This is a genomic window from Streptomyces sp. NPDC090045, assembly GCF_044747975.1.
In the GTDB taxonomy this organism is placed as follows: domain Bacteria; phylum Actinomycetota; class Actinomycetes; order Streptomycetales; family Streptomycetaceae; genus Streptomyces.
The window spans coordinates 90,767-104,160 of the sequence record NZ_JBIVFA010000002.1 but is presented as its reverse complement, the minus strand read 5'-3'; the positions used below and the strand labels follow the sequence as shown (position 1 = coordinate 104,160).

The 13,394-nt window shown below is 70.7% G+C and carries 18 protein-coding genes; 4 read left to right on the top strand and 14 right to left on the bottom strand.

The window, feature by feature from the left end; all coding sequences use genetic code 11:
- Positions 1-58: 58 nt before the first annotated feature.
- The 5 genes from ACIPYQ_RS05380 to ACIPYQ_RS05360 all read right to left on the bottom strand — a co-directional run bounded on the left by ACIPYQ_RS05380 (position 59) and on the right by ACIPYQ_RS05360 (position 4,510).
- Positions 59-1,381: a dicarboxylate/amino acid:cation symporter gene (locus ACIPYQ_RS05380; protein WP_361761746.1), complete on the bottom strand. Its 1,323-nt coding sequence runs from the start codon at positions 1,379-1,381 to the stop codon at positions 59-61.
- A 369-nt stretch (positions 1,382-1,750) separates the two neighbouring features.
- A complete protein-coding gene (locus ACIPYQ_RS05375; protein WP_361761743.1) occupies positions 1,751-2,062 on the bottom strand; it encodes a DUF4229 domain-containing protein in 312 nt (103 codons plus the stop codon).
- A 135-nt stretch (positions 2,063-2,197) separates the two neighbouring features.
- Entirely contained in the window at positions 2,198-2,722 is a 525-nt protein-coding gene (locus ACIPYQ_RS05370; RefSeq protein WP_362234022.1) for a GNAT family N-acetyltransferase, read from the bottom strand.
- Positions 2,723-2,829: 107 nt separating this feature from the next.
- Positions 2,830-3,993 carry an aminofutalosine synthase MqnE gene (gene mqnE / locus ACIPYQ_RS05365; protein ID WP_030722449.1) on the bottom strand — a complete coding sequence of 388 codons (1,164 nt, stop codon included), beginning with the start codon at positions 3,991-3,993 and terminating at the stop codon, positions 2,830-2,832.
- A 61-nt stretch (positions 3,994-4,054) separates the two neighbouring features.
- The gene (locus ACIPYQ_RS05360) at positions 4,055-4,510 is read right to left on the bottom strand and encodes an Lrp/AsnC family transcriptional regulator (protein WP_030710106.1); all 456 of its coding nucleotides are present in this window, start codon (positions 4,508-4,510) and stop codon (positions 4,055-4,057) included.
- A 122-nt stretch (positions 4,511-4,632) separates the two neighbouring features.
- Here ACIPYQ_RS05360 and ACIPYQ_RS05355 point away from each other — a divergent pair, with 122 nt between their 5' ends.
- Complete coding sequence (locus ACIPYQ_RS05355) at positions 4,633-4,767, top strand: hypothetical protein (protein WP_267884487.1); 135 nt, start codon at positions 4,633-4,635, stop codon at positions 4,765-4,767.
- Here ACIPYQ_RS05355 and ACIPYQ_RS05350 read toward each other — a convergent pair.
- On the bottom strand, positions 4,764-5,453 hold the full coding sequence (locus ACIPYQ_RS05350; protein ID WP_401246350.1) for a UbiX family flavin prenyltransferase: 690 nt from the start codon (positions 5,451-5,453) through the stop codon (positions 4,764-4,766). The genes ACIPYQ_RS05355 and ACIPYQ_RS05350 overlap by 4 nt on opposite strands.
- Positions 5,454-5,544: 91 nt before the next feature.
- Here ACIPYQ_RS05350 and ACIPYQ_RS05345 point away from each other — a divergent pair, with 91 nt between their 5' ends.
- Positions 5,545-6,165, top strand: a complete 621-nt coding sequence (locus ACIPYQ_RS05345) for a rhomboid family intramembrane serine protease (RefSeq protein WP_401246347.1) — start codon at positions 5,545-5,547, stop codon at positions 6,163-6,165.
- A gap of 55 nt (positions 6,166-6,220) precedes the next feature.
- Here the strand turns inward: ACIPYQ_RS05345 and mqnP are convergent, their stop codons facing one another.
- Genes mqnP through ACIPYQ_RS05325 form a run of 4 tightly spaced genes read right to left on the bottom strand, consistent with a single transcriptional unit; the run spans position 6,221 to position 9,472 of the window.
- Positions 6,221-7,144: a menaquinone biosynthesis prenyltransferase MqnP gene (gene mqnP, locus ACIPYQ_RS05340; RefSeq protein ID WP_401246344.1), complete on the bottom strand. Its 924-nt coding sequence runs from the start codon at positions 7,142-7,144 to the stop codon at positions 6,221-6,223.
- Positions 7,141-7,545: a hypothetical protein gene (locus tag ACIPYQ_RS05335; protein ID WP_401246341.1), complete on the bottom strand. Its 405-nt coding sequence runs from the start codon at positions 7,543-7,545 to the stop codon at positions 7,141-7,143. The genes mqnP and ACIPYQ_RS05335 overlap by 4 nt, the downstream gene beginning before the upstream one ends.
- Entirely contained in the window at positions 7,542-8,018 is a 477-nt protein-coding gene (locus ACIPYQ_RS05330; RefSeq protein WP_401246338.1) for a hypothetical protein, read from the bottom strand. Before ACIPYQ_RS05330 ends, ACIPYQ_RS05335 begins: the two co-directional genes overlap by 4 nt.
- Positions 8,015-9,472: a menaquinone biosynthesis decarboxylase gene (locus tag ACIPYQ_RS05325; RefSeq protein WP_361761720.1), complete on the bottom strand. Its 1,458-nt coding sequence runs from the start codon at positions 9,470-9,472 to the stop codon at positions 8,015-8,017. The genes ACIPYQ_RS05330 and ACIPYQ_RS05325 overlap by 4 nt, the downstream gene beginning before the upstream one ends.
- Before the next feature lie 89 nt (positions 9,473-9,561).
- On the opposite strand from ACIPYQ_RS05325, the gene ACIPYQ_RS05320 reads away from it, so the two are divergent.
- A complete protein-coding gene (locus ACIPYQ_RS05320) occupies positions 9,562-9,900 on the top strand; it encodes a PLD nuclease N-terminal domain-containing protein (protein WP_401246334.1) in 339 nt (112 codons plus the stop codon).
- Here ACIPYQ_RS05320 and ACIPYQ_RS05315 read toward each other — a convergent pair.
- Positions 9,897-11,171 (bottom strand): hypothetical protein, encoded by a 1,275-nt coding sequence (locus tag ACIPYQ_RS05315; protein WP_401246331.1) that lies wholly within the window; start codon positions 11,169-11,171, stop codon positions 9,897-9,899. The two genes, ACIPYQ_RS05320 and ACIPYQ_RS05315, sit on opposite strands and share 4 nt — an antisense overlap.
- Entirely contained in the window at positions 11,168-11,539 is a 372-nt protein-coding gene (locus ACIPYQ_RS05310; protein ID WP_401246328.1) for a cupin domain-containing protein, read from the bottom strand. Before ACIPYQ_RS05310 ends, ACIPYQ_RS05315 begins: the two co-directional genes overlap by 4 nt.
- 94 nt (positions 11,540-11,633) lie before the next feature.
- Between ACIPYQ_RS05310 and ACIPYQ_RS05305 the strand changes: the two genes are divergently transcribed.
- Positions 11,634-12,098: a MarR family winged helix-turn-helix transcriptional regulator gene (locus ACIPYQ_RS05305; protein ID WP_401246325.1), complete on the top strand. Its 465-nt coding sequence runs from the start codon at positions 11,634-11,636 to the stop codon at positions 12,096-12,098.
- Positions 12,099-12,229: 131 nt separating this feature from the next.
- Here ACIPYQ_RS05305 and ACIPYQ_RS05300 read toward each other — a convergent pair whose 3' ends face one another.
- Both ACIPYQ_RS05300 and ACIPYQ_RS05295 read right to left on the bottom strand, forming a co-directional pair.
- Positions 12,230-12,694 carry a hypothetical protein gene (locus ACIPYQ_RS05300; RefSeq protein ID WP_401246322.1) on the bottom strand — a complete coding sequence of 155 codons (465 nt, stop codon included), beginning with the start codon at positions 12,692-12,694 and terminating at the stop codon, positions 12,230-12,232.
- A 187-nt stretch (positions 12,695-12,881) separates the two neighbouring features.
- The gene (locus ACIPYQ_RS05295; RefSeq protein ID WP_401246319.1) at positions 12,882-13,385 is read right to left on the bottom strand and encodes an SRPBCC domain-containing protein; all 504 of its coding nucleotides are present in this window, start codon (positions 13,383-13,385) and stop codon (positions 12,882-12,884) included.
- Between the last annotated feature and the right edge of the window lie 9 nt (positions 13,386-13,394).

The window sequence follows — 13,394 nt, the reverse complement described above, 5'->3', positions numbered from 1 at the left end:
CCGGACGCGCCGCGGCCCCCGCCCGGACGGGGGCGGGGGCCGCGGCGAGAGCGGGAGGTCAGGCCGCGACGGCGACCGGGGCCGGGGCGGAGGAGGGCTCCTCGTCCAGCGGGGAGGCCGAGGCGGAGGCGTAGGCCTCCTTGTCCAGGATCCCCTCGCGGGCCGAGACGATGACCGGGACCAGGGCCTGGCCGGCCACGTTCGTGGCGGTGCGGATCATGTCGAGGATCGGGTCGATCGCCATCAGCAGGCCGACGCCCGCCAGCGGCAGGCCCAGCGTGGAGAGGGTCAGCGTCAGCATGACCGTCGCGCCCGTCAGACCGGCCGTGGCGGCCGAGCCGATGACCGAGACGAAGACGATGAGCAGGTACTCCTTGATGCCCAGCTGCACGTCGAAGATCTGCGCGATGAAGATCGCGGCGAGCGCCGGGTAGATCGCGGCGCAGCCGTCCATCTTGGTGGTCGCGCCGAACGGGACGGCGAAGGAGGCGTACTCCTTCGGAACGCCGAGGCGCTCGGTGACCTTCTGGGTGACCGGCATGGTGCCGACCGAGGAGCGGGAGACGAAGGCCAGCTGGATGGCCGGCCAGGCGCCCTTGAAGAACTGGAGCGGGTTGACCTTGGCGACCGTGGCGAGCAGCAGCGGGTAGACGCCGAACATCACGAGGGCGCAGCCGATGTAGATGTCGGCGGTGAAGGTCGCGTACTTGCCGATCAGGTCCCAGCCGTACGTGGCGATCGCGGTGCCGATCAGGCCGATGGTGCCGATCGGGGCGAGGCGGATGACCCACCACAGGGCCTTCTGGAGCAGCTCCAGGGCGGACTCGGCGAGGTCCAGGACGGGCTTCGCCTTGCTGCCCAGCTGGAGGGCGGCGATACCGGCGACGACGGCCAGGAAGACGATCTGAAGGACCTTCAGCTCGGTGAAGGGCGTGACGATGTCCGTCGGCACGATCCCGGTCAGGAAGTCGATCCAGGAGCCGGTCTTCTTGGGCTCCTTGCCGTCGGCCGCGGTGAGGCCGGTGCCCGAACCCGGGTCGGTCAGCAGGCCGATCGCGAGGCCGATGCCGACCGCGATCAGCGAGGTGATCATGAACCAGAGCAGCGTGCGCGAGGCGAGCCGCGCGGCGTTGTTCACCTTCCGCAGGTTGGTGATCGACACCAGGATCGCGAAGAAGACGAGCGGGGCGATGGCCAGCTTCAGCAGCTGGACGAAGATGTCGCCGGTCTTCTCCAGGGTGGTGGCGAGCCAGCTGACGTCCTGGCTGCGGGCTATCCAGCCGAACAGGACGCCGAGGGCGAGACCGGCGACGATCTGGGCCCAGAAGGGGAACTTGAACGAGGCCTTGGCAGGGGCCTGGGGGGTCGCGGACACGGACACTCTCCGGAGGTGACGCACAAAGACAGGGGGGAAGTGCTGCGGTGGTGATGCGGTGCGGCAGCCGGAAAAGGCCGGCCGGGACCGCTGCTGTATCGATTCAGCTCAACAGCAACAGGCCGCGGACGCGCGGCGGCAGAGGTCGACGTGCAGGCGCATCACGAGCGGAACGCTCGTGGTCATCGGGTGCGCAGCTGTGGTCAACATGTTCAACACGCTAACACTTCTCCTTTGGGAATCTCAAAGGGGCCCTTTGAGACAACGGCGCACGAGGCCCTCTTGCGCCGGCCCGGAAAACACGGCCGCCCCAGCGTTACGGGCGGTATACCCGGTGCTGGGGCGGTTCGATGTGTGAGGAAGCCAACTGTGGCGTTACGAGCTCGCGCGCGCCGCGTCGTCGGCCTGGTCCTCCTGGCTGCGGTTCGCGGCGAGCTTCTGCTTCGCACCCGCGACGCGCCCGGAGATCTGCTCGGACATCTCCTCGCGCTGCTTGCGCAGGAGGACGAAGGAGAGCGGGGCGGAGATGACGAGGGCGAGCAGCACGACCCAGGCGGCGTTGGCGTCGCCGAGCCCGGCGGGCACCCACCGGAGCCGGACGAGGCCCGCGACGACGACGAGGCATCCGACGAAGATGCCCAGGCGCATCGCGGTGTATCGGATCGTCGCGCTCGGCTTGAGGGACACGGTGACCCCTTCTCTCTCGTCGTGGTCGTACGTCGGCTGGTGCCCGTCCAGTGAAGCACGCCGGGCCCGCGCCGCGGCCCGCCGGGGTACGGGGCGGACGGCACCGCGCCCTCGGTGCGGACGACGCCGCGCCCGTCAGTACAGCGGCAGCAGCATCGTGATGTCGTCGCGGTCGTCGCCCGGGGCCACCCGGACCGCGCCGGGCACGCGGCCGACCTCCTTGTAGCCGCAGGCCGCGTAGAAGTGCTCCAGGCCGTGGCCGCCGCGGCAGGTGAGGCGGATCGCGTCGATGCCGCCGAGGGAGCGGGCCGCGGCCTCCGTCGCGGCCATCAGCTCGCGCCCGTACCCCTTGCCCTGGTGGCGGGGATGAACCATGACCGTGTACGCCCACAGCCAGTGGAGCTGCAGCCGGTGGGCGTTGCGGGTGAGGAAGGCGGTCGCGGCGACCGAGCCGTCCTCGTCGCGCCCGACGAGCAGGCGGCAGCTCCCGTCGGCGACGCCGGCGAGGTGCTTGTCGAATGCGGGGCGGATGTCGTCGAAGGTGACCGGCGGTACGAAGCCCACGGCGCCGCCCGCGTTCGAGACGTCGGCCCACAGCCCGAGGATTCCATCACGCAGGGAAGGGTCGACGACCGGATCCAGAGTGAAAGTAAGGGTCATTTTGCAAGTTTACCCATTACCTCATCGGCCCGTCCAGAAAAAGTTAAACCCCGGCCCATGGGCCGGGGTTAACTCGCCGAGAGGGGTCGGGCGGGGCCGACGGGACGTCAGACCCGCATCGCCTGCGGGGTCTCGCGCAGGCCCGCGTCCGGACCGGGGTACTCGCGGATGATCTCGTAGCGCGTGTTGCGCTCGACCGGGCGGAAGCCCGCTTCCCGGATCAGCTCCAGGAGGTCGTCACGACCCAGCTTGTTCGGGGTGCCGTAGTTGTCCGCGTCGTGCGTGATCTTGTACTCGACGACCGAGCCGTCCATGTCGTCCGCGCCGTGCTGCAGCGCGAGCTGGGCGGTCTGCACGCCGTGCATCACCCAGAAGACCTTGACGTGCGGCACGTTGTCGAAGAGCAGCCGCGAGACCGCGAAGGTCTTCAGCGCCTCCGCGCCGGTCGCCATCGTCGTGCGCGCCTGGAGCTTGTTGCGCACCTTGCCGTCCTGCATGTCCACGAAGTCGTGCTGGTAGCGCAGCGGGATGAAGACCTGGAAACCGCCGGTCTCGTCCTGGAGCTCGCGCAGCCGCAGCACGTGGTCCACGCGGTGGCGCGGCTCCTCGATGTGCCCGTACAGCATCGTCGAGGGGGTCTTGAGACCCTTCTCGTGCGCCAGCCGGTGGATGCGCGACCAGTCCTCCCAGTGGGTGCGGTGGTCGACGATGTGCTGGCGCACCTCCCAGTCGAAGATCTCCGCGCCGCCGCCGGTGAGCGACTCCAGGCCGGCCTCGATCAGCTCGTCCAGGATGTCGGAGGCCGACATGCCGGAGATCGTCTCGAAGTGGTGGATCTCGGTCGCCGTGAACGCCTTCAGCGAGACGTTCGGCAGCGCCTTCTTCAGCTCCGAGAGCGAGCGCGGGTAGTAGCGCCACGGCAGGTTCGGGTGCAGGCCGTTGACGATGTGCAGCTCGGTGAGGTTGTCGTTCTCCATGGCCTTGGCCAGGCGCACGGCCTCCTCGATGCGCATCGTGTACGCGTCCTTCTCGCCCGGCTTGCGCTGGAACGAGCAGTACGCGCACGAGGCGGTGCACACGTTGGTCATGTTGAGGTGCCGGTTGACGTTGAAGTGGACGACGTCACCGTTCTTGCGCGTGCGCACCTCGTGGGCGAGGCCACCGAGCCAGGCCAGGTCGTCCGACTCGTAGAGGGCGATGCCGTCCTCACGGGTCAGCCGCTCGCCGGAGCGGACCTTCTCCTCCAGCTCACGCTTGAGCCCAGCGTCCATGTACCGGTCGCCTCCTCTAGATGCCTCTTGCCTGTCCTGCGAACCCTGCCCAACCGTACTCTCAGGCTTCCTCGGGCAGCTCCCCGACCCGGTTCTCCCACTTCGTGGAGAGCACGATGGTGGTGCGGGTGCGCGAGACGCCCTTGGTGCCGGAGAGCCTGCGGATGATCTTCTCCAGGCCGTCCACGTCGTTGGCGCGCACCTTGAGCATGAAGGAGTCGTCGCCCGCGATGAACCAGCAGTCCTCGATCTCGTTGAGGTCGCGCAGCCGCCGGGCCACGTCCTCGTGGTCCGCGGCATCGGACATGGAGAGTCCGATCAGCGCGGTGACGCCGAGGCCGAGCGAACGCGAGTCCACCGTCGCGCGGTAGCCGGTGATGACGCCGGCCGTCTCCAGCCGGTTGATGCGGTCGGTGACGCTGGGGCCGGAGAGGCCCACGAGACGGCCCAGCTCCGCGTACGAGGCACGACCGTTTTCCCGGAGTGCCTGGATGAGCTGCCTGTCCACCGTGTCCATTACGTGGAGCCTTCCATTATTCGGCGATCCTGCAAGTCTAGGTATAGAATCTAAGGCACACAGGGTCAACACCCTGCGAAATCTTTCAGCAGATCAATCACGATCTTCAGGAGTGGTTCACCGTGTTCACGATCGAGATGGCCCACGCACACATGCGACAGCTCCAGGAGCTGGCCAACCGATCCCGTGCCCACCAGCCCGCCGCCGCCTACCGCGTCGACAAGGCCCGCAAGCCGCTGTCCGGCAAGAAGGCCTAGTCACCACCGTTCGCCTCCCGGGGAGCACGGGAACCGCCCAGCTCCCCCTCCCAGCGGCGGTACAGCCGGTGCGGCACCCCTGCCGCGTCCAGCACCCGCCCCGCGACGAAGTCCACCAGATCCTGGATGTGCGTCGCGCCCGCGTAGAACGCCGGAGAGGCGGGCAGCACGATCGCGCCCGCCTCGTCCAGCGCCACCAGATGCCGCAGCGTCTGCCCGTTCAGCGGGGTCTCCCGCACCGCGACCACCAGCCGGCGCCGCTCCTTGAGCGTCACGCTCGCCACGCGCTGGAGCAGGTCCTTCGACAGTCCGAGCGCCACCCCCGCCACGCAGGCCGTGGAGGCGGGGACGATCAGCATCCCCTTGGCCGGGTACGAGCCCGAACTCGGTCCGGCGGCAAGGTCCCCGGCGCCCCAGTAGCGCACGTCGTCCAGTTCGGGCCGCGCGAAGGTCCCGGGCTTCCCGTCGGCCCCGCGCTGCAGCCACTCCCCCAGATCGTCCCGCCAGTGCGCGTCGCGGAAGGCGATCCCGGTCTCGTCCAACAGGGTGAGCCGCGAAGCCCGGCTGACCACCAGGTCGACGCTCTCGCCCGCCGCCAGCAGCCCGCGGAGCACCGCCGCCGCGTACGGCGTCCCGGACGCCCCGGAAACCCCGACCACCCACGGGGTGCGCTTGCGCTCAGTCATACCTCCGAGACTATCCGGCCACCGCCGACGGGCACTCGGTAAGGTGCCTGGACGTTCCGTACTTGGGGCGCGACGAGGGGGTACGGACACGATGAGCACGACGAGCACGACGGTGCATCAGGGCAAGTGGCGGCAGAGCGACCGGGCGAAGGCGGCCGCGAAGCTCATGCTGGGCTGGGTGGCACTGCTGTGGGTCCTGGAGGCCGTCGACTACGCCACCGGGCACGCGCTGGACGCGTACGGGACGGTGGCCCGCGACCCGGACACCCTGACGGGCGTCGTCACCGGGTCCTTCCTCCACCTCGGCTTCGACCACGTCGCCTCCAACAGCGTTCCGCTGCTGGTCCTCGGCTTCATAGCGGCCCTGTCCGGGATCCGGCACTTCCTCGCCGTGTGCGGGCTGATCATCCTGGCGGACGGCATCGGCACCTGGCTGGTCTCCCCGGCGAACACCATGACCCTGGGCGCCTCGGGCGTCGTCTTCGGCCTCTTCGGCTATCTGCTGGTCCGCGGCTTCGTGGAGCGCAAGGCGCTGGGCGTCGCCGTCGCCGTGGGCATCGCGGCCGTCTGGGGCGGCACGATCGTGACGGGCATCCTCCCGACGGACGCGGGCGTCAGCTGGCAGGGCCACCTCTGCGGCCTGGTCGGCGGCGTGCTGACGGCCCTGTTCTTCCGCCGCCCGGCCCGCCGCCGGCCCGTCCTCACGAGCTGACAGGCTGACGCTGACGGGCTGACGGGCTGACGGGTCCGCGGGCGGGCCGGACCGCTCAGAAGGTCAGACCCCGGACCACGAGATCCAGCAGGGCGCACACGAACAGCGCGATGCCGATGAAGCCGTTGACCGTGAAGAAGGCGCGGTTCAGGCGGGACAGGTCGTGCGGGGTCACGATGGTGTGCTCGTAGAAGAAGGCGACGACGACGATCGCCAGGCCCACCCAGAACAGCGGGCCCGCGTCGGTGGCGAGGGCGTACCAGGCCAGCAGGGCCGTGGTCACGACGTGCGCGCCGCGGGCGCCCCAGAGGGCGGCCGGGACGCCGAAGCGGGCCGGGACGGACTTGACGCCGTCCGCGCGGTCCGAGGCCACGTCCTGCGAGGCGAAGATCAGGTCGAAGCCGCCGATCCACACGCCCACCGCCAGGCCCAGGATCACCGTGTCCCAGGACCACTCGCCGGTGACCGCCAGCCAGGCCCCGATCGGCCCTATGGCCTGGGCCAGGCCCAGGATGGCGTGCGGGAAGTTGGTGAACCGCTTGCCGTACGGGTACACCACCATCGGGATCACCGCGACGGGCGCCAGCACCAGGCACAGCGGGTTCAGCAGCGCCGCCGAGCCGAGGAAGACGAGGAGCGCGATGCCGGCGCCGGTCCAGGCCGCGCGGACCGACACCGCGCCGGTGACCAGCTCGCGGCCGGCCGTGCGCGGGTTGCGGGCGTCGATCTCGCGGTCGATGATCCGGTTGGCCGCCATCGCGAAGGTCCGCAGCCCCACCATGCAGACGGTGACGAGCAGCAGCTTGCCCCAGTGCACGTTCCGGTCGAGCTGGAACATGGCGGTGAGCGCCGCGATGTAGGCGAAGGGCAGCGCGAAGACCGAGTGCTCGATCATCACGAGCCGCAGGAAGGCCTTGACCTTGCCGCTCGTCTCCGGCGTGGGGCCGGGTCCGAGGACGCCCTCGGCGGTGGTCATCATGCGAGATCCCTCCGGAACTGTTCGAGTTCGGCCCTCAGCCCGTCGAGCGGTACCGGCCCTATCTCCATGTCGAGGTGATTGGTCTGGTCGTGTCCCATGGGCGTCAGCCGGACCACGAACGCGAGCGCGTCCTCGCCGTACACGGGGACGGCGGACAGGTGCAGGGGGTTGCCGCGGCCCTCGCTCACCTCGGCCCAGAAGGCGGCCGGTTCGGCGGCGCGGGTGCGGGCCAGCAGGCGCTCCGCGAAGGCGCCGACCTCCTCGGCTTCCACGTACGCCTCGAAGTCCGCGGTGAACCCGCCGTCCCAGTCGGCGGTGACGCGCCAGCCGTCGGACGGCTCCTCGGGGCCGGTGAGCGCGACCCAGACCTGGTCGTCACCGATCCGCAGTCTCGGGGTCACGCGAGGCTCCGGTGGAACTCTTCCAGGTCGGCCAGGAGCGAAGCCGTGCGGGCCGGGGCCAGCTCCAGGGTCACGGCCGCCTCCTCGTCCTCGCCCTCGGGCGGGGTGACGTGGGCGGTGAAGGCGTGGCCGTCGGCGCCGGCCGGGCGGACGTCGAGACGGAGCACGGCCCCGGCCTCGACCGTGCAGGCCTCGCCGCTGCCCAGCGCGAGCCGCAGCCGCTCGGCGAAGTCCTCGGCCTCGGCGTCGCGCAGACCCGGCAGCTCGAAGCCGCCGCCCTCGCCGTCCTCCTGTTCCCACATCAGCGCCCAGACGTCGCCGGGGCCCGCGAACTCCTCGGGCGTCACGCCCGCCCGCTCGGCGGCCTGCCGGACGCCCGGGTCGGTGGGGTCGATCCACGGCCGTTCGAGGGTCACGTAGGCGGTGGGGCTGCCGATGAGCAGGCCGGGGCCCGTGACGGGGATCGGGCTCACAGGCCGTACTCCTTCCAGCGGCGGTCCACGAGGGCGGCGGTCGCCGGGTCGGACTCGACCATGTCGGGCCAGCCGCCGTCGCGGGTGTAGCCCTCCTCGGGCAGCTTCTTCGTCGCGTCGATGCCCGCCTTGCCGCCCCAGAACTGCTGGTACGAGGCGTGGTCCAGGTGGTCCACCGGCCCCTCGACGACGGTGAGGTCGCGGGAGTAGTCCGTGTTGCCGAGGGCCCGCCAGGACACCTCGTGCAGGTCGTGGACGTCGCAGTCGGCGTCCACCACGATGATCAGCTTGGTCAGCGACATCATGTGCGCACCCCAGATGGCGTGCATGACCTTCTGCGCGTGCTTGGGGTACTTCTTGTCGATCGAGACGATCGCGCAGTTGTGGAAGCCGCCCGACTCGGGCAGGTGGTAGTCCACGATGTCCGGAACGATGATCTTGAGGAGCGGGAGGAAGAACCGCTCCGTGGCCCGCCCCAGCGGCCCGTCCTCGGTCGGCGGCCGGCCGACCACGATCGACTGGAGCAGCGGACGCCTGCGCATCGTCACGCAGTCGATCTTCAGGGCCGGGAACGGCTCCTGCGGGGTGTAGAAGCCGGTGTGGTCGCCGAAGGGACCCTCCGGAAGCGTCTCGCCGGGCTCCAGCCAGCCCTCGATCACGACCTCGGCGTTGGCCGGGACCTGCAGCGGGACGGTCTTGCAGTCGACCATCTCGATCCGCTTGCCGGCGACGAAGCCGGCGAACAGGTACTCGTCGATGTCGCCCGGCAGCGGCGCGGTGGACGCGTACGTCACCGCGGGCGGGCAGCCGAAGGCGATCGCGACCGGCAGCCGCTCGCCGCGCTTGGCGGCGACGGCGTAGTGGTTGCGGCTGTCCTTGTGGATCTGCCAGTGCATGCCGATGGTGCGCTTGTCGTGGCGCTGGAGGCGGTAGAGCCCGAGGTTGCGCACGCCCGTCTCGGGGTGCTTGGTGTGGGTCAGGCCGAGGTTGAAGAAGGACCCGCCGTCCTTGGGCCAGGTGAAGAGCGCCGGCAGCTGGTCGAGGTCCACGTCGTCGCCGGTGAGGACGACCTCCTGGACGGGCGCGGATTCGCCCTTCACCTTCTTCGGCGGCACGTGGACCATCGAGCCGAGCTTGCCGAAGGCCTCGCGGACGCCGATGAAGCCCTGGGGCAGCTCCGGCTTGAGCAGGCCGCCGATCTTCTCGCTGATCTCGCCGTACGACTTCAGGCCGAGGGCCTTCAGGAGGCGGCGGTCGGTGCCGAAGACGTTCATGGCCAGCGGCATGGCCGAGCCCTTGACGTTCTCGAAGAGGAGGGCCGGGCCCCCCGCCTTGTTCACTCTGTCGACGATCTCCCCGACCTCCAGGTACGGGTCGACTTCGGCCTTGATGCGCTTGAGGTCGCCCTCCCGCTCCAGAGCCCGGAGCAGCGAGCGGAGATCGTCGTAAGCCATAGGGGCAAGTATCCGTCACCAACTACTCTGGAGATGTCACCGGGGCCCGAGCGGGCCTGCCGTCACTGCCGGGGAGTCGGTTCCACACCGTGCTGCGCTATCTGCCGTTCCTGCTGATCCTCGCGCTGACCATCTATGCCTTCATCGACTGCCTCAACACCCCCGAGGAAGAGGTCAAGCACCTTCCCAAGGTGGTGTGGGTGATCATCATCCTGCTCTTCTCCATCGTGGGACCGGTCGTCTGGCTGTTCGCGGGCAAGAAGCGCTCGGCCGTCGGCGGTGGCGGTCGCGGGGCCCGGGGGCGGACCCGGTGGGTCGCGCCCGACGACAACCCGGAGTTCCTCAAGTCCCTGCGCGACGAGCAGGAGAACAAGGACCGGAAAGACAAGAAGGACAAGGACACGGGCCGGGACCAGGACCAGGACTAGGCCCGGTCCGGCGCGGCCGTCGGGTCCGCCTGCGGCAGCGCGCCGACCAGCCACGGCATGTTCTTGCGGGCGACGGCGATGAGCACCTCGCGCTCCCCGTCCCGGCACTGGGCCACCAGGTACGCGGGCTCGTGGCGGCCGTACAGGTCCATGGCTCCGGGGTCTGCGGCGAAGACGGGGCGGACCTGCTCCAGCACCAGCCCGGAGGGCAGCGGGGCGCGGCGGTAGGCCCCGGTCGGGTCGACGCTGAAGGCGAGCACCCCCGGCGCCACCACGAGGTAGGGCCCGGGGCCGAAGCCGGTGTCGTCCCCCAGGACGTGGGCGGTGAAGACGTGTTCCCGGTCGTCGCGGCGCGGCTCCACCGCGACCGTGTCGCTCTCCCCCCGCAACGCCTTGTAGAGCCAGACGGCGCCGATGACGAGGACGGCGAGGCCGACGCCGGTGCCGCTCACGGACAGGGCCTCCTCGATCCGGACGCCCCCGGCCAAGGCCAGGGCCGGCGCCCCGGCGGCCAGGAGGGCCAGCATCACGGTGGGCACCATGACCTGCCAGGGGGCGGCCCGCCGGGAGAGGTGCGACAGCCAGCGCTGCCAGGAACCTATCCAGATCAGCATGGCCCCGAAGAACAGCAGGAAGGCCCCCCAGCCGAACGGCACCGCGTAGGCGGTGTACGGATTCGCCTCGGTGAAGACGGTGCGCCCGTACCCGGGACCGTAGGTGACGTAACGGACCTCGCCCCGCCAGCCGACCAGCCGCACCTCGTCTCCGCTCGCGGGGGCCCTCAGGCGGAAGTCCCGCTCCAGGTCGAGGATCTGCCGTTGCCCGTCGCCGTGCCGCACGACCTCGATGTGCCCGGCCATGGACCTGGCCCCGGTCTTCCAGTACCGCTCCACCGTCGCCGGGACCGAGCTCCGGCACTGCGCCTGCGCGCTCGGCGCCGGGCCGGGGGCGCAGGGCTGCGCGGCGGCGAAGTCGCGGGCGGCCGCGTCGGCGCTCCGCACGGGCCCCAGCATCAGGAGAGCCCCCGCGAGCAGCGCGGCCGCGCCTATCCCGATCGGGAGCGCCGTCGCCCGCCAACTCGTCTGACCTGCGGGCCTCTTGGCATTCTCGTCGGACGTCATGGCCCCAAGCGTGCCGCAGGCAGGAACGTTTCGGCCGGAGGCTTCCAGCGCGGCGCGCGCGGAGGCGCGTACGGCGAAGGCCCGTACGGCGAAGGCCCGTACGGCGAAGGCCCGTACGGCGACCGCGCGCTCCCGCGCCGTCCGGGTCACTGCGCCCAGGGCAGGACGCGGGTGCCCTCGGTGCCCGGGACGGTGGCCACCCCGTCGGCGCGCATGGCCACGTACGCCTCGAAGTGCTCGCAGGCGTGGATCCGGCGCAGCGCACCGGGCGGCAGGACCAGGGTCTGGCCGGCGGCGACCTTCTCGGTGCGGCCGTCGCAGGTGACCTCCAGGGAGCCGGCGGTGAGCAGCCAGACCTGCTCGCGGTTGACGGAGTGCTCGGGTCCGGTGATGCCGGCGGCCATGTCGACGTGCCAGGTGCTGAGCTCGGAGCTGCCGCGGCTGGGGGCGGCGCGGCCGGTCATGGTGGCGTTCGGGGTGGCGGTGACGTGCTCGGGCGAAACGGTGATGACGTGCAAGGCGGTCCTCGGTCTTCTCGTCGCGAATGAGTCAAGCTGCTTTACTCGACAGTGTGAGTAAAGCAGCTTGACTCAGTCGTGTCACCATATTTGCGTGACGAGAGACGAGAACGAGGGCGTCGAGCTGACCTTCCTGCTCGGCCTGGGCTTCCAGCTGCTGCTGGGCGAGTTCACCCGGCGCGTCGCCGAGGCCGGATACACGGACCTGCGCCCCCTGCACGGCATGGCCTTCCAGGCCCTGAAGGGCCCCGGCGCCACCGCCACCGAGCTCGCCGAACGGCTCGGGGTGACCAAGCAGGCCGCCGGGCAGATCGTCGACGACCTGGAGAAACGGGGCTACGTCCGGCGCGAGCCGCACCCCGGGGGCGGCCGCCGCAAACTGGTGGTGCTGACCCCGGCGGCCGAGGCCCACCTCGCCGTCGCGGGCCGGATCCTGCACGGGCTGGAGGCGGAGCTCGCCGGCAGCGCCGACCTCCCGGTCCTGCGCCAGGAGCTCGGGCGCCTCGTACGCGCGCTCCACGGGGACGACGGGCTGCCGCCCCTGCGCCCGGTGTGGTGACGGCGGGCGGCGGCCGGACGGCCCGGGCCGGCCCTTCCTGATCTCGCCGGGCCCGGCCCGGCACGGCACCTCGCCGCGTTGGCGGGGCGCCCGAGTACGTCCGGTACACGGGCGCCCCTCGGAGCTCAGGATCACCGGCCCGGTATGCCGGTGAGCTTCGGTCCGTTGTCGATCAGCTGGCCCTTGACGTTCGCCTTCGCCTTGGCCTTGGCCTTGGCGCGCTCCGCCGGCGTGACGCAGTGCGCGTCACCGTCCCACGCTTCACGCCAGACGTACCCCGGCTGGCACTCGTTGCTTCCCGGCTGACGGTTGGGGTTCTGGGCCTTCGCCGTATCGCGTTCCGATGGTGTGACGCACAGGCCGTCGCCCTCAAAACTGTCCCGCCAGACGTAACCCGACTTGCACTGGCCATCAGGCTGGGCGTTGGGATCGACGGCTCGGACGCTCATGGCCGTGGACTGGGCCGGGGAGGCGATCGCAGCGGATGCCGGCACAGCGATCGCGGCGGAGACGAAGGCCGCCGCGGTGACGCCCATTCCGAGGCGCGCGATGTGCCGCTTGGGGGCGGGGGCGGGGGCGTGAAGGTCGTGGACCATGTCTGCTCCTTGATGTGTGTCCGGCGGCAACGAAACCGCGGGATCGGTTCGGCCCCGCCGCGTTTCGGCGTGACCACACACCAAGTAGGCCCTTTGCCCCGCTAAGGGTCACGGCTCGAAAAGACGTGACTTGACAGGGCTGGAGCGGCCCGCCTCTTGAGAAGGCGACAAGGGGGTCTCGAACGGCCTAAGCCCTGGTGAAGGAGGCGTAGGCGTCGCGCAGCTGCGACCAGCGGGCGTCCGTCCAGGCCGCCCAGTTCGCCGGCCGGCCGCTCAGCGCGGACTCCAGCAGCTCGAAGTGCTCGTGCCAGCCGGCCAGGCAGTCGAGGCGCTCGTCCTCCGGCCCGCCGCGCTCGTTCACGAACCGGATCACCGTCGAATCGGTCCCGACCGCCTCCAGGTGGAAGCGGATCCGGCCGTGCTCGGTGACCGTGTACTCAGCGACCCGTTCGGTGTCCCAGGCGGTGACCCGCCCGGTCGCCACGGTTCCGGTGTTCAGCCAGCGCAGCGTGACCGCCCCGCCGAGCCTGCGCTCCAGGACGTCCGCCGCGGCCAGCCAGCCGCGCAGCCCGTCCGGGGTGGTCAGGGCGGGCCAGAGCGCCGCGTAGGAGCACGGCAGGTGCAGCTCGAAGCGGAGCAGCCAGCGGTCCTCGCCGCGGCGCTCGCTGGTGGCGTGGCTCACGAGAGACATGCCACCAGC

What these genes read in the sequence shown, in the direction of transcription:
- mqnE (WP_030722449.1), bottom strand. Translation starts at nt 3,993, where the DNA reads ATGGACGCTGGGCTCAAGCGTGAGCTGGAGGAGAAGGTCCGCTCCGGC.
- ACIPYQ_RS05350 (WP_401246350.1), bottom strand. Translation starts at nt 5,453, where the DNA reads ATGACTGAGCGCAAGCGCACCCCGTGGGTGGTCGGGGTTTCCGGGGCG.
- ACIPYQ_RS05300 (WP_401246322.1), bottom strand. Translation starts at nt 12,694, where the DNA reads ATGGTCCACGACCTTCACGCCCCCGCCCCCGCCCCCAAGCGGCACATC.
- ACIPYQ_RS05370 (WP_362234022.1), bottom strand. Translation starts at nt 2,722, where the DNA reads ATGACCCTTACTTTCACTCTGGATCCGGTCGTCGACCCTTCCCTGCGT.
- ACIPYQ_RS05360 (WP_030710106.1), bottom strand. Translation starts at nt 4,510, where the DNA reads ATGGACACGGTGGACAGGCAGCTCATCCAGGCACTCCGGGAAAACGGT.
- ACIPYQ_RS05345 (WP_401246347.1), top strand. Translation starts at nt 5,545, where the DNA reads ATGAGCACGACGAGCACGACGGTGCATCAGGGCAAGTGGCGGCAGAGC.
- ACIPYQ_RS05325 (WP_361761720.1), bottom strand. Translation starts at nt 9,472, where the DNA reads ATGGCTTACGACGATCTCCGCTCGCTGCTCCGGGCTCTGGAGCGGGAG.
- ACIPYQ_RS05295 (WP_401246319.1), bottom strand. Translation starts at nt 13,385, where the DNA reads ATGTCTCTCGTGAGCCACGCCACCAGCGAGCGCCGCGGCGAGGACCGC.
- mqnP (WP_401246344.1), bottom strand. Translation starts at nt 7,144, where the DNA reads ATGATGACCACCGCCGAGGGCGTCCTCGGACCCGGCCCCACGCCGGAG.